This window comes from Pseudoduganella sp. jia 12 (assembly GCF_055502675.1).
This window is the reverse complement of sequence record NZ_JBUXKP010000001.1, coordinates 741,300-755,689: the sequence shown is the minus strand read 5'-3', so window position 1 is coordinate 755,689 and position 14,390 is coordinate 741,300. Positions and strand designations below refer to the sequence as shown.

Sequence of the window (14,390 nt, the reverse complement as noted above, 5' to 3'; positions counted from 1 at the left end):
TACCGCATGCCGTTGTCGGCCATCGTGTCGATCCTGCACCGCATCAGCGGCATGCTGCTGTTCGTGCTGCTGCCGTTCATCCTGTACCTGCTGCAGGAAAGCATCCGTTCCGAGATCTCCTTCGCGCACTTCCAGGGCATCGCCCAGCATCCGTTCACGAAGCTGGTCATCCTGGCCATGGTGTGGGGCTACATGCACCACTTCTGCGCCGGCATCCGCCACCTGGTGATGGATACCCACGTGGGCCTGGACAAGGATTCCGCCCGCAAGACGTCGGTCGCCGTGCTGGCCATCAGCCTGGTCGTGACGTTCCTGGTCGCCCTGAAACTGTTCGGAGTGTTCTGAGATGAAAAACAATATCGGACCGAAGCGCCTCGTCGTCGGCGCCCACTACGGCCTGGGCGAGTTCCTCGCGCAGCGCGCCACCGCCATCGTGATGGTGGTATACACCGTCGTGCTGCTGGGCGCTTTCCTGACCGGCAATAACTTCTCCTACGAGGGCTGGGCCGGCCTGTTCGCCCAGACATGGTTCAAGCTGTTCACCCTGGCCACGCTGATCGGCCTGTTCTACCACGCCTGGGTCGGCGTCGTGTCCGTCTACCAGGACTACATCAAGAACGTGGGCGTTCGCTTCCTCATTCAAACCGCGTCGGCCATGTGGCTGATCGCGTGCGCCGTGTGGTCGGTGCAGATCCTCTGGAGTGTGTAAATCGTGGCAGCAATCAAATCTTCCATCCCGGTACGCCGCTTCGACGCGGTGATCGTCGGCGCCGGCGGTTCCGGCATGCGCGCCTCCCTGCAACTGGCAGAAGCCGGCCTGAACGTGGCCGTGCTGTCGAAAGTCTTCCCCACCCGTTCGCACACGGTGGCCGCACAGGGCGGCATCGGTGCTTCGCTGGGCAACATGGCCGAGGACAACTGGTTCTGGCACATGTTCGACACCGTCAAGGGCGGCGACTACCTGGGCGACCAGGACGCGATCGAATTCATGTGCCGCGAAGCCCCGAAGGTCGTGTATGAACTCGAACACTTCGGCATGCCGTTCGACCGCAACCCCGACGGCACGATCTACCAGCGCCCGTTCGGCGGCCATACCGCGAACTTCGGCGAGAAGGCCGTGCAGCGCGCCTGCGCCGCGGCCGACCGTACCGGCCACGCGCTGCTGCACACGCTTTATCAACGCAATGTCCGCGCGCGCACCCACTTCTTCGTCGAATGGATGGCGCTGGACCTGATCCGCGATAGCGAAGGCGACGTGATCGGCGTGGTCGCGCTGGAAATGGAAACGGGCGACGTGATGATCCTGCAGGCGAAGACGACGATCTTCGCCACCGGTGGTGCCGGCCGTATCTTCGCCGCATCGACCAACGCGTTCATCAACACCGGCGACGGCATGGGCATGGCGGCACGCGCCGGCCTGCCGCTGCAGGACATGGAGTTCTGGCAGTTCCACCCGACCGGCGTGGCCGGCGCGGGCGTCCTGATCACCGAAGGCGTGCGCGGCGAAGGCGGCATCCTGATCAACTCGCAGGGCGAGCGTTTCATGGAGCGCTATGCGCCGACCTTGAAGGACCTGGCGCCGCGCGACTTCGTGTCGCGCTCGATGGACCAGGAAATCAAGGAAGGCCGCGGCGTGGGCCCGAACAAGGACCACGTGCTGCTCGACCTGCGCCACATCGGCAAGGAGACGATCGAGAAGCGCCTGCCGTCGATCCTGGAAATCGGCCACAAGTTCGCCAACGTGGATGCGACGAAGGAACCGATCCCGGTCGTGCCGACGATCCACTACCAGATGGGCGGCATCCCGACCAATATCCATGGCCAGGTCGTGGCACCGTCGGCCGACGGCTCGCAGAAGATCGTGGGCGGCCTGTACGCGATCGGCGAATGCGCCTGCGTGTCGGTGCACGGCGCGAACCGCCTGGGCACGAACTCGCTGCTCGACCTGGTGGTGTTCGGCCGCGCGGCCGGCAACCATGTCGTCGCCTCGAACCTGAAGGCGAAGGAACACAAGGATCTGCCGAAGGACGCATCGGACTTCGCGATGGACCGCCTGAACCGCCTGGAAACCTCGACCGGTTCCGAAAAGGTGCAGGGCGTGGCCAACGACATCCGCGCCACGATGCAGAAATACTGCGGCGTGTTCCGTACCGACGAGCTGCTGAAAGCGGGCTTCGACGAGATCATGAAGCTCGACGAGCGCCGCAAGCACGTGTCGTTCAAGGACAAGTCGAAGGTGTTCAATACCGCCCGCGTCGAAGCGCTGGAGCTGGACAACCTGATCGAGACGGCCAAGGCCACGATCACCTCCGCGGTGGCCCGCAAGGAATCGCGCGGCGCGCACGCGCACAGCGATTTCCCGAACCGCGACGACGAAAACTGGATGAAGCACACGCTGTGGTTCTCCGAAGGCTGCCGCCTGGAGTACAAGCCGGTCGTCACCAAGCCGCTGACGGTGGAAACCTTCAAGCCCAAAGCACGCACTTTCTAAGGTAGCAAAACATGGCACGTACTCTCAAATTCAAGATCTACCGCTACGATCCGGACAAGGATGCCAAGCCCTACATGCAGGACCTGACGGTCGAGCTGAAGGACACCGACAAGATGCTGCTGGACGCGCTGCAGCGCATCAAGTCCGACGTGGACGATTCGCTGGCGCTGCGCCGCTCGTGCCGCGAAGGCGTGTGCGGGTCGGACGCGATGAACGTCAACGGCAAGAACCGCCTGGCGTGCACGACGAACCTGAACGAACTGTCCGAACCGATCATCCTGCGCCCGTTGCCGGGCCTGCCGGTGATCCGCGACCTGATCGTGGACATGACGCAGTTCTTCAAGCAGTATGAGTCGATCAAGCCGTTCCTGATCAACGAGTCGATCCCGCCCGAGAAGGAACGCCTGCAGACGCCGGCCGAGCGCGAGGAACTGGACGGCCTGTACGAATGCATCCTGTGCGCGTGCTGCTCCACGTCGTGCCCGTCGTTCTGGTGGAATCCGGACAAGTTCGTGGGCCCGGCGGGCCTGCTGCAGGCCTACCGCTTCATCGCCGACTCGCGCGACGAAGCCACCGGCCAGCGCCTGGACAACCTGGAAGACCCGTACCGCCTGTTCCGCTGCCACTCGATCATGAACTGCGTGGACGTCTGTCCGAAGGGCCTGAACCCGAACAAGGCCATCGGCAAGATCAAGGAACTGATGGTCCGCCGCGCGATCTGATCCGCGCGAACCACGTTACGAATCACTGAACCAATGAACACTGAAGACAACCGTTCGCATCAGGAAGACCCCGCCAACCGTGCCCGCCTGCGCTGGCGTTCCCGGCGGGGGCTGCTGGAAAACGACTTGATACTGACCCGTTTTCTCGATGCGCACGAGACGGAATTGACCGACGAAGAAGTGGACGCGCTGACGCGGCTTCTCGACTTGTCGGACAATGCGCTGATGGATCTGGTGCTGGCGCGCAGCGAGCCGGAAGGTGAGCTCGATCTGCCGCATGTGCATGCACTGCTGGGTCGTCTGCGCCGCGCCTGATTTTTTTACAATAGCCGCACCTCATCCAGGAAGGAAGAGCCATGAACACTTCTGATAACAAAGCCACCTTGTCGTTCTCCGACGGCAGCGCCCCAATCGAATTCCCGATCTACAAGGGCACCGTCGGCCCGGACGTCATCGACATCCGCAAGCTGTACGGCGCCACCGGCAAGTTCACCTACGATCCGGGCTTCATGTCGACGGCGGCCTGCAACTCGTCGATCACCTACATCGACGGCGACAAGGGCGAACTGCAATACCGCGGCTACCCGATCGAACAGCTGGCCGTGAACGCCGACTTCATGGAAAGCTGCTACCTGCTGCTGAACGGCGAACTGCCGACCGAAGCGCAGAAGACCGAGTTCGTGAACACCGTGACGAAGCACACGATGGTGCACGAGCAGATGCAATTCTTCTTCCGCGGCTTCCGCCGCGACGCGCACCCGATGTCGGTGCTGGTCGGTACCGTCGGCGCGCTGGCGTCGTTCTACCACGACTCGCTGGACATCAACGATGCCAAGCAGCGCGAAATCTCCGCGATCCGCCTGATCGCCAAGATGCCGACGCTGGTCGCCATGGCCTACAAGTATTCGATGGGCCAGCCGTTCATGTACCCGCGCAACGACCTGTCGTACAGCGCCAACTTCATGCGCATGATGTTCGGTAACCCGTGCGAAGAGTACAAGGTGAACGACGTGCTGGTGCGCGCACTGGACCGTATCCTGATCCTGCACGCCGACCACGAGCAGAACGCTTCCACGTCGACCGTCCGCCTGGCCGGTTCGTCGGGCGCCAACCCGTTCGCGTGTATCGCGGCCGGCATCGCCTGCCTGTGGGGCCCGGCACACGGCGGCGCCAACGAAGCGGCACTGACGATGCTGAAGGAAATCGGCTCGGTCGAGAACATCCCGTCCTTCATCGAGAAGGTCAAGGACAAGAACTCGGGCGTGAAGCTGATGGGCTTCGGTCACCGCGTGTACAAGAACTTCGACCCGCGTGCCACGCTGATGCGCGAAACGTGCCACGAAGTGCTGAACGAACTGGGCCTGCAGGACGACCCGCTGTTCAAGCTGGCCATGGCACTGGAAGACATCGCGCTGAACGACGAGTACTTCGTGTCCCGCAAGCTGTACCCGAACGTCGACTTCTACTCGGGCATCGTGCAGTCGGCACTGGGTATTCCGGTCTCGATGTTCACCGGTATCTTCGCCATGGCCCGTACCATCGGCTGGATCGCCCAGTGGAACGAAATGATCGCCGACCCGGAACAGAAGATCGGCCGCCCGCGCCAGCTGTTCGTGGGCTCGACGGTGCGCGACGTGCCGAAGCTGAAGGATCGCAAGTAATCGTTTTCGGTTACGGTGCAATGGAAAGCGGGCTTCGGCCCGCTTTTTTTTTTCCATGTCCCGGTTAGGGATCAGTTCATTGCGATACATCAGTTATATTTGCATCTTGAATCAACAAAGGAACGTCATGAACCGGAAACCGATGGCGGCAATGGCCGTCCTGCTTGGCGCGATGACCACGGCGGCGGCCGAGTCACCCGATGTGCCGGTCAAGGCGTTCGTGGAGACCTGCATGCGCACGCTTGGCAATCCCGATGCGGTGCGGACCGCCGCCCTCGGTCATGGATTCAAGGTTGCGCCGCCGGAGCACAAGGCGAGCTTGATGCGCAAAGGAGGCGAGGGCGAAGTCTATGCCGCGCGCAACCTGGCGCTCGTGGTGGAGCGGGGCAGGCGGTTGTGCACGGTATTTGCGAAGAGCGACAATCCCGAAGCCACGGGCGCGCAGCTGAAAAGCTGGCTGCCTCCGCCCTCCACGCCGTTCACGGTGACTACGGAAGACGTGGGCGGCACGGGCACCCAGTCGACGGTGATGTACCGCATCAGCAAGGACGGCAAGCCGTTCGCGGCTTGGGTATTCAGTACCTACAAAGGCTCGGGACCGTTCAACGTGGCCATTACGTTGCAGTGACCGGCAGGCGGATGGGGCGCCATCGCCGATCCGGGAGCAGGCCGGAAAATGTCGCAGGCCGTTAAGTTAGCCCAGAATGGGTTGGCGATAATTTAGGCGCTGTTCGCGTAAAGTGGGCATTGCGTAGAGGCATGGAACTTTTTGCAAGCGCCGTTGTCACGAAAGCGCCGGCGCTATCAGCCAGACGCTACCGCAACACGCAGCCACTGCGCCGGTGTCGTCCAGGCCGCTGTATCGAGCACGCACTGCCAGCCGGTGTAGTTGCCCAGGTAGCGGCTGGCCACGCCGTTGAACCGCCGTAGCCACGTCTTGAGGCGGCTGTGCCACGCATTGACACCCTGGATGTGGATGGCGCCGCGCGTTCGGATGCCCGCCTTGACGTTGACCACTTCGTGCGTGATGCGGGCCTGCCTGGCGAATGTGGCATAAGCCCTGGCGGCATCGCTGATCAACAGGATGTCCGGCGCCAGCACCGGCTTCAGGTGTTCGGACAGCTGGCTGGCGCTGACCGGGCCGCGGCCGGTGACGAACTCGACCGGCTGGCCTTGCCGGTCCGCGGTTGATTCAACCGGGGAGGGATGCCCTCACGACACGGTCGCCAGGATGCGCGCCTGTTCTTCTTCCGGCCCGGGCCGCTGCTGCGCCCAATAGTCGATGACGAGCGAGCGCTCCAGGCAGGCGCCGAGTGTGTTGACGAAGCGGACGTGGGCCGGGTGGTTCAGGTAATCGTCGCGGGCTTCGGCGCTGGCGAACGTAAGAGTGAAGCAATGCGTGTAGCCGTCGTTCAGGCCTTCGGGGCTGACGTTCGTTCCCGTTTCGTACGCAACGATGCCGGGGATCGCGCCGGGCAATTCCCCGAAGCCGGTGACGACGGCATCGACGGCTTCGGCCGGGGCATCGTTCTTGAATGCAAACAGCACGACGTGACGCAGGACCAGTTCAGGAATCTCGGCAAGCATGGCAGTCCGGTAGAGTGATTGACGGCCTATCGTACACCGTCCCGCGGCCGGCCCGCGCGCAGATCGGGCGTGATTCGGACGTGATTCGGACGTGATTCGGGGCCCGATTCGGGCCTCGCTCCCCAAAGGTTGGAGACAAAGCAGGGGGGCTGCCGAGCGGTGCGCCCTTGCAAGGACACATTCCTGTCAGTCCCCAGGAACGGCCGCACGCGAGCCCTCGGGCTGGCACTTACCAGGACAGACCCCGGCAAGTGCCGCGGCCGCGGGTCAATGCGTGGCCAGCCACTGCTCCAGCGCGGGCCGCGTCAGCGGCTGGCTGATGTAGTTGCCCTGCACGCTGCTGCAGCCGTTGGCGGCAAGGAAGTCGTGCTGGTCGCGTGTTTCGACGCCGGTGGCCACCACGCGGATGTTCAGGTTGTTGCCGATGTCGAGCATGGTTTTCGCCAGCGCGCCGCTGCCCGCCACGCCGTTGATTTCCTGCACGCGCTGGCGCGTCATCTTCAGCTGGCTGACGGGGAGCTGGCGCAGGCAGGTGAGGTTGTTCATGCCGGCGCCGAATTCGTCCACGGACAGGCGGATGCCCAGTTCCTGCAGCCCGTTGGCCAGCCGCGTGGCCTGTTCCGGATTGTGCATCAATTGTTCTTCGCGCATTTCCAGCGTGAGGCGGGCGGGATTCACACCGTGATGGGCCACGCGCCGGGCGATGTGGGGCAGGTAGTCGCGCTGCGTGAATTCGCGGCTCGACGCGTTGACGGAAATCGGGATATCGGGGAAGCCCAGGTCCGCCAGCCGGCGCAGGGTGGCGCACACGTCTTCCAGCACGCGCCGGCCGAGAGGCACGATCAGGCCGCTTTCTTCCGCATCCGGCAGGAAATCGGCCGGCAACAGTTCGCCCCGTTCGGGGTGGCGCCAGCGCAGCAGCGCCTCGATGCCGAGGATTTCGCCGGTACCCACGGCCACGTGCGGCTGGAACAGCAGGTACAGGTCGTCGCGTTGCAGCGCTTCGCGCAGCGCCACTTCCATGCGCTGCCGTGCGGCGGAGCTGTCCGCCATGTCGGGCGAATAGAAATGTACCGCGTCCGGCCCGCCGTGCTTGCCCTGGTACATGGCGATGTCCGCCGCGTGCAGCAGGTCGCCGACGGTGCGGCCGTCGTCCGGCCACACGGCCACGCCCATGCTGGCGCCCACCGACAGCAGCCTGGCGTCGATGTCCATCTCCGGCGCCATCGCGCGCCGGAGCCGTTCGATCATCTTCAGCGTGTAGCGCAGGTTCGGCTGCGCCGCCAGCACCATCACGAACTCGTCGCCGCCGAGGCGGGCCACCGTGTCGGATTCGCGCAGCGCGGACTGCAGGCGCTGCGCGACCTGTTTCAATACCATGTCGCCCGCCGAGTGGCCCATCGTGTCGTTGATTTCCTTGAACTTGTTCAAGTCCATCAGGATCACGGCCACCTTGTCGCCCGCCCGCTGGGCCGCCTGCAGCGCGTGTTCGAGCCGGTCGCGCAGCAGCAGGCGGTTCGCCAGGCCCGTGAGGGGATCGTGTGTGACCAGGTGCTCGAGCTGGCTGGTGCGCTGCTTCAGCGCGGTGATGTCCTCGATGATGCCGATGAAGTGCGTGACGTGCCCGCCCTGGTCGCGCACGGGCGTGACCGACAGGTGGTTCCAGAACAGCTCGCCATTCTTGCGCTTGTTGCGGAATACCACGGTGGCGGCCCTGTGCGCCGCGATGGCGCTGGCGAGGTGGGCGCGCTGCTCGTCGTCCATGCCGTGGGCGGCCATGAAGCGCGAATCATGGTTGATCGCTTCCAGCGCCGAGTAGCCACTGATGCGCTCGAAAGCGGGGTTCACGTATTCGATCGGGTTGTCGCGCCCCTCGTGGCGGGTGATGACGATGCCGTTGCTGGCGGCGAGCAGGGCGCGCTCGAACAGCTCGAGCTTGTCGCGCTGCTGGTAGTGCCGCGTGAGGTCGACGCCCATGCCGCACAGGTAGCGGCCGTCGCCGACGATCGACAGCCGCGAGCCGACGAACAGGAATGGCGTGGTGCCACCGCCGGCGTTGCGCACCCGCGCTTCGACCTGCACCCGCTCGTCGCTCTGGAACACGTTGCAGAACGCGCGCGACACGCGTGACCGCGTTTCGGGCTCGAACAGTTCCAGCATGTGCACCGAGCGCAGCCGTTCAGCGGACAGGCCCGTGACCTGCTCCAGCTGCCGGTTCCACAACACGAAGTAACCGGACTCGTCCAGGACATAGAAGGTGCCCGCAAGCAGATCTACTACGTCCCGTAACGGCAAACTGCCGACCAGGGCGGCCGCGCTTTCCACCATGTCACTCCTTGAAGTTGTTGTTATGCGGGTGCAAGCGCGGATGCCGGCGCGGCTCTGGCTCGTGGCCGGTGGCCGAGCCTGGCTCCTGGAGCTTGCGGATGCGTAGGAAGAAGTGTGGCTGAAATCAGTCGAGAGTGACGCGCGGTTGCAATCAATGGACGAGCGAGAGTTTCAATCCGGAAGTTTCATTCATTCAGTCGCTTTTCATCGAGCAGCGCGGAAATCTCGGCGCGTTCGCGCTCGGTCACGTGGCCGCCGCGCAGCGCGGCCAGCACCAGGGCCTTGCCGGACCCGGCGAATGCCTTGTGGATGAGGTCCTTCAGCAGGCTGGTCTGCATCGAATCCTGTTCCTGGGCGGGTGCATACACGTGGGCACGGGCGCTTTCATCGCGCTTGACGAGGCCCTTGCCATGCATGACCTGGAGCAGGCGCAGCACGTTCGCATACGTCAGGTCCGGCCGGCTTTCGAGTGCGGCGGCGTGCACCTGCTTGGCGGTGGACGGTCCGACCCCATATAACACCCGGAGCATCTCGAGTTCGGCCGCGGTGGGTTTCAAAGGCTTGGTCATGGTGATGGTGGGGTGCCCGTGGCAAATTCGTGGAAAACGTGTGAAGTAGAATAAATGATCTAGAAGGGGATGTCCACCGGCCGCGTGCGGCGTCCGAAGCTGGTGGCAAGAAGTGTCCAATTAACTCAATGGTGGTTGTTGCTTCTCAAGGCAGCGTGCTATCCTAAGTGGCTATTTCTGGAAGCACGGAAGTAAATTGTCTTTCGGGCAACCAAAGAGGTCCTTCCCCCACAACTTGATGTGCGATCCGCTAACCGGTCAGGCCGTGTCGCGGAAGGTTTGTATAACCCGCCCCATACTCGCGAAGCGCGAAGAAAGGTGAGCAAGAATGATGCAGCAACAGACGTCCAACTCCTACCTGTTTGGTGGGAATGCGCCGTACGTAGAGGAACTCTACGAAGCGTACCTGGAAAATCCCGGTTCCGTGCCCGACAACTGGCGCGCTTATTTCGACGCCATGCAGCACGTGCCTGCCGTCGACGGCTCCAATAAACCCGACGTCAATCACTCCTCCGTGATCGCCTCGTTCGCCGAACGCGCGAAAGCGGGTCCGATCCGGACCGTGACCGCGACGGCCGACGCCGAAATGGGCCGCAAGCGCGTGGCCGCCACCCAGCTGATCGCAGCCTACCGCTACCTGGGCTCTCGCTGGGCCAACCTCGACCCGCTGCAGCGCCAGGAGCGCCCGGCGATTCCGGAACTGGATCCGACCTCCTACGGTTTCAGCGATGCGGACATGGATACCGTGTTCAACATCAGCAATACGTACTTCGGCCCGGAGACCGCCTCGCTGCGCGACCTGCTGAACTACCTGCGCGAAACGTACACCCGTTCGATCGGCGCGGAGTTCATGTACATTTCCGACCCGGCCGAAAAGCGCTGGCTGCAGGAACGCCTGGAGTCGATCCGCTCCACGCCGAACTTCACGGCCGAAAAGAAAAAGCACATCCTGGAACGCCTGACGGCCGCCGAAGGCCTCGAGCGCTACCTGCACACCAAGTACGTGGGCCAGAAACGCTTCTCGCTGGAAGGCGGCGAAACGTTCATCGCCTCGATGGATGAGATCATCCAGCGCGCCGGCGAAAAGGGCGTGCAGGAAATCGTCATCGGCATGGCCCACCGCGGCCGCCTGAACGTGCTGGTCAACACCCTGGGCAAGGCACCGAAGGACCTGTTCGAGGAATTCGAAGGCAAGCATGGCGACGACCTGCCGGCCGGCGACGTGAAATACCACCAGGGCTTCTCGTCCGACATCTCCACCGCGGGCGGCCCGGTCCACCTGTCGCTGGCATTCAACCCGTCGCACCTGGAAATCGTCAACCCGGTCGTGGAAGGCTCCGTCAAGGCGCGCATGGACCGCCGCGGCGACACGCAGGGCGCGCAGGTGCTGCCGATCCTGGTGCACGGCGACGCGGCATTCGCCGGCCAGGGCGTGGTGATGGAAACGCTGAACCTGGCGCAGACCCGCGGCTACGGCACGGGCGGCACGGTGCACATCGTGATCAACAACCAGATCGGCTTCACCACCTCGGACCCGCGCGACGCGCGTTCGACGATCTACTGCTCCGACGTCGTGAAGATGATCGAGGCACCGGTGCTGCACGTGAACGCCGACGATCCGGAAGCCGTGGTGCTGGCTTCGCAGATCGCGCTGGACTACCGCGCGCAGTTCCAGAAGGATATCGTTGTCGACATCATCTGCTTCCGCAAGCTGGGCCACAACGAGCAGGACACCCCGGCGCTGACGCAGCCGCTGATGTACAAGAAGATCGCGCAACACCCGGGCACCCGCCGCCTGTACGCCGACAAGCTGGCAGCGCAGGGCGTGATCCCGGCCGACGGCGGCGATACGATGGTGGCCGCCTACCGCGACGCGATGGACGCCGGCAAGCACACCGTGGACCCGGTGATCTCGAACTTCAAGAACAAGTTCGCCGTCGACTGGCTGCCGTTCCTGAACCGCAAGTGGACCGACGCGGCCGATACCGCCGTGCCGCTGACGGAACTGAAGCGCCTGGCCACCCGCATCACCACGGTGCCGGAAGGCTTCAAGGTGCACTCGCTGGTTGAAAAAGTGCTCGGCGACCGCGCCAACATGGGCAAGGGCGAGCAGAACCTGGACTGGGGCATGGGCGAACACCTGGCCTACGCGTCGCTGGTATCGTCCGGCTATGCCGTGCGCCTGACCGGCCAGGATGCCGGCCGCGGCACGTTCACGCACCGCCACGCCGTGCTGCACGACCAGAACCGCGAGCGCTGGGATGCGGGCACGTACGTGCCGCTGCAGAACGTGTCCGAAAACCAGGCACCGTTCACCGTCATCGACTCCGTGCTGTCGGAAGAAGCGGTGCTGGGCTTCGAATACGGTTACTCGACCGCCGAGCCGAATACGCTGACGATCTGGGAAGCCCAGTTCGGCGACTTCGTCAACGGCGCCCAGGTGGTGATCGACCAGTTCATCAGCTCCGGCGAAGTGAAGTGGGGCCGCGCTTCGGGCCTCGTGATGCTGCTGCCGCACGGTTACGAAGGCCAGGGCCCGGAGCACTCCTCCGCCCGTCCGGAACGTTTCCTGCAGCTGTGCGCAGAGAACAACATGCAGGTGGCGCAGCCGACGACCGCCGCGCAGATCTTCCACCTGCTGCGCCGCCAGATGGTGCGCCAGTTCCGCAAGCCGCTGGTCGTGATGACCCCGAAATCGCTGCTGCGCAACAAGGATGCCGGTTCGCCGCTGTCCGAGCTGGCCAAGGGTGCGTTCCAGACCGTGATCGGCGAGATCGACGAGAAGATCGATGCGAAGAAGGTCAAGCGCGTGATCGCCTGCTCCGGCAAGGTGTATTACGACCTGGCCAATGCCCGCAAGACCCGCGGCCAGACCGACACGGCCATCATCCGTGTCGAACAGCTGTACCCGTTCCCGCACAAGGCCTTCGCCGCCGAACTGAAGAAGTTCCCGGCACTGACCGAAGTGGTGTGGGCGCAGGACGAGCCGCAGAACCAGGGTCCATGGTTCCAGATCCAGCACAACATCTTCGAGTCGATGGATGCGGGCCAGCGCCTGGCGTATGCCGGCCGTCCCGCTTCCGCATCGCCGGCTGTCGGTTACTACGACAAGCACTACGCCCAGCAGAAAGAGCTGCTGGAAACGGCGTTCTCGAAGCTCAAGGGCTTCATCCTGACCAAGTAACAGCAAGGCACGCCGCGCGGCTTCCGGACCGGAAGCCGCGCGGCGCCAACGCATCTATCGAATACACGGAGTTTTACCAATGGCACAAATCGAAGTCAAAGTTCCCCAACTGTCGGAATCCGTCGCCGAAGCGACCCTGCTGGCCTGGCACAAGCGGGTTGGCGAAACTGTCACGCGCGATGAAAACCTGATCGACATCGAAACCGACAAGGTGGTTCTTGAACTGCCGGCACCCGCCGCCGGCGTGATCGTGCAGATCATCCAGAACGACGGCGCCACCGTCGTGGCCGACCAGGTGATCGCGATCATCGACACGGAAGCTACCGCCGTGGCTTCGCCAATTCCCGTCACCGCGGCACCTGTCTCGGTCGAAGCCGCACCGACGCCGGCTCCGGCCGCAGCCGCCACCGGTGGCGCGAAAGGCGATGTGGCCATGCCGGCCGCCGCCAAGATCCTGTCCGAAAAAGGCCTGTCCGCGACCGACGTGTCCGGCTCCGGCAAGGATGGCCGCGTGACCAAGGGCGACGCCCTGGCCGCTTCTGCCAAACCTTCTGCCGCACCGGCACCGGCCGCCGCGCCAGCCGCCGCCAAGCCTGCGCTGCAGAAGATCGCCGCGCCGACGTCGCTGAACCTGGGCGACCGTCCGGAAGAGCGCGTGCCGATGAGCCGCCTGCGCGCCCGTATCGCCGAGCGCCTCGTGGAATCGCAATCCACCAACGCCATCCTGACCACCTTCAACGAGGTGAACATGAAGCCGGTGATGGACCTGCGCAACAAGTACAAGGACAAGTTCGAGAAAGAGCACGGCGTGAAGCTGGGCTTCATGTCGTTCTTCGTGAAGGCCGCCGTGGCCGCCCTGAAGAAATACCCGATCATCAACGCATCGGTCGACGGTAACGACATCGTCTACCACGGCTACTTCGACATCGGTATCGCTGTCGGTTCGCCGCGCGGCCTGGTGGTGCCGATCCTGCGCAACGCCGACCAGATGACGATCGCCGAGATCGAGAAGAAGATCGGCGAATTCGGCCAGAAAGCCAAGGAAGGCAAGCTGACGCTGGACGACCTGACCGGCGGCACGTTCTCGATCTCGAACGGCGGCACCTTCGGCTCCATGCTGTCGACCCCGATCATCAACCCGCCGCAATCGGCGATCCTGGGCGTGCACGCGACCAAGGACCGCGCCGTGGTGGAAGACGGCCAGATCGTGATCCGCCCGATGAACTACCTGGCGATGTCGTACGACCACCGCATCATCGACGGCCGCGAAGCCGTGCTGGGCCTGGTGGCGATGAAGGAAGCGCTGGAAGATCCGGCGCGCCTGCTGCTGGATCTGTAATCGAAGCGTAGGTAAATCACCGCGTGCCGGTACGCCGCCGGCGTGTGAAGACGTGGTGTCGGACACCCTTGGGTGTCGGACACCGGTTTTTCCCGCCGGCGCAAGTGCTCTCAAGGCACCCCGGCACTAAAGCGAGAGGCATCCTGTGACCATCTCCGACGAAATCCGCCGCCTGCACGAGCTGCACCAGGCGGGTGCCCTGACCGACGCGGAATTCGCCCGCGCCAAGGAACGCCTGCTCGATGGCGCACCTGGCCAAGCGGCGTCCGCCGGCAACGGCGACCTGTCCAGCGAGCTGTCGCGGTTGCGCCGTTCGCGCGCCGACCGCTGGCTCGGTGGCGTATGCGGCGGGCTCGGCAAGGCTTCCGGTGTCGATGCATGGATCTGGCGGCTCGTGTTCGTGCTGTTCACGATCTCGTTCGGCTTCGGGCTGGTGATTTACATTCTGTTGTGGATATTCGTCCCGGAAGAGGAACGTCTGCCGGGCGACGAAATAATTGGGAAATGAC

13 protein-coding genes and 1 pseudogene are annotated in these 14,390 nt (G+C 63.9%); 10 read left to right on the top strand and 4 right to left on the bottom strand.

Features of this window, described 5'->3' with window-relative positions; translation table 11 throughout:
• The 7 genes from sdhC to ACY65G_RS03120 all read left to right on the top strand — a co-directional run.
• A partial coding sequence (gene sdhC, locus ACY65G_RS03150) for a succinate dehydrogenase, cytochrome b556 subunit (protein ID WP_464995884.1) occupies positions 1-345 on the top strand: 345 nt, incomplete at its 5' end.
• A gap of 1 nt (position 346) precedes the next feature.
• On the top strand, positions 347-709 hold the full coding sequence (sdhD, locus tag ACY65G_RS03145) for a succinate dehydrogenase, hydrophobic membrane anchor protein (protein WP_130188206.1): 363 nt from the start codon (positions 347-349) through the stop codon (positions 707-709).
• Positions 710-712: 3 nt separating this feature from the next.
• Complete coding sequence (gene sdhA / locus ACY65G_RS03140; protein ID WP_464995883.1) at positions 713-2,491, top strand: succinate dehydrogenase flavoprotein subunit; 1,779 nt, start codon at positions 713-715, stop codon at positions 2,489-2,491.
• A gap of 11 nt (positions 2,492-2,502) precedes the next feature.
• The gene (locus tag ACY65G_RS03135) at positions 2,503-3,213 is read left to right on the top strand and encodes a succinate dehydrogenase iron-sulfur subunit (RefSeq protein WP_464995882.1); all 711 of its coding nucleotides are present in this window, start codon (positions 2,503-2,505) and stop codon (positions 3,211-3,213) included.
• 33 nt (positions 3,214-3,246) lie between these two features.
• Entirely contained in the window at positions 3,247-3,528 is a 282-nt protein-coding gene (locus ACY65G_RS03130) for an FAD assembly factor SdhE (protein ID WP_130188207.1), read from the top strand.
• A gap of 41 nt (positions 3,529-3,569) precedes the next feature.
• Positions 3,570-4,874 carry a citrate synthase gene (gene gltA / locus ACY65G_RS03125; RefSeq protein ID WP_464995881.1) on the top strand — a complete coding sequence of 435 codons (1,305 nt, stop codon included), beginning with the start codon at positions 3,570-3,572 and terminating at the stop codon, positions 4,872-4,874.
• A 127-nt stretch (positions 4,875-5,001) separates the two neighbouring features.
• On the top strand, positions 5,002-5,502 hold the full coding sequence (locus ACY65G_RS03120) for an NMCC_0638 family (lipo)protein (protein ID WP_464995880.1): 501 nt from the start codon (positions 5,002-5,004) through the stop codon (positions 5,500-5,502).
• Between the two features lie 176 nt (positions 5,503-5,678).
• On the opposite strand, the pseudogene ACY65G_RS03115 reads toward ACY65G_RS03120, so the two are convergent.
• The 4 genes and pseudogenes from ACY65G_RS03115 to ACY65G_RS03100 all read right to left on the bottom strand — a co-directional run.
• Positions 5,679-6,062 (bottom strand): annotated as a pseudogene (locus ACY65G_RS03115) (IS1595 family transposase); the annotation flags it as partial.
• A gap of 24 nt (positions 6,063-6,086) precedes the next feature.
• Positions 6,087-6,461 (bottom strand): Dabb family protein, encoded by a 375-nt coding sequence (locus ACY65G_RS03110; RefSeq protein ID WP_464995879.1) that lies wholly within the window; start codon positions 6,459-6,461, stop codon positions 6,087-6,089.
• Positions 6,462-6,728: 267 nt separating this feature from the next.
• Positions 6,729-8,789, bottom strand: a complete 2,061-nt coding sequence (locus ACY65G_RS03105; RefSeq protein WP_464995878.1) for a putative bifunctional diguanylate cyclase/phosphodiesterase — start codon at positions 8,787-8,789, stop codon at positions 6,729-6,731.
• Positions 8,790-8,974: 185 nt separating this feature from the next.
• Positions 8,975-9,358 (bottom strand): BlaI/MecI/CopY family transcriptional regulator, encoded by a 384-nt coding sequence (locus tag ACY65G_RS03100; protein WP_464995877.1) that lies wholly within the window; start codon positions 9,356-9,358, stop codon positions 8,975-8,977.
• A gap of 328 nt (positions 9,359-9,686) precedes the next feature.
• Here ACY65G_RS03100 and ACY65G_RS03095 point away from each other — a divergent pair, with 328 nt between their 5' ends.
• From ACY65G_RS03095 to ACY65G_RS03085, 3 genes are all read left to right on the top strand, one after another.
• Entirely contained in the window at positions 9,687-12,542 is a 2,856-nt protein-coding gene (locus ACY65G_RS03095; RefSeq protein ID WP_464995876.1) for a 2-oxoglutarate dehydrogenase E1 component, read from the top strand.
• Between the two features lie 79 nt (positions 12,543-12,621).
• Positions 12,622-13,881: a 2-oxoglutarate dehydrogenase complex dihydrolipoyllysine-residue succinyltransferase gene (gene odhB, locus ACY65G_RS03090; RefSeq protein WP_464995875.1), complete on the top strand. Its 1,260-nt coding sequence runs from the start codon at positions 12,622-12,624 to the stop codon at positions 13,879-13,881.
• Positions 13,882-14,026: 145 nt separating this feature from the next.
• A complete protein-coding gene (locus ACY65G_RS03085) occupies positions 14,027-14,389 on the top strand; it encodes a PspC domain-containing protein (protein WP_464995874.1) in 363 nt (120 codons plus the stop codon).
• Position 14,390 lies beyond the last annotated feature (1 nt).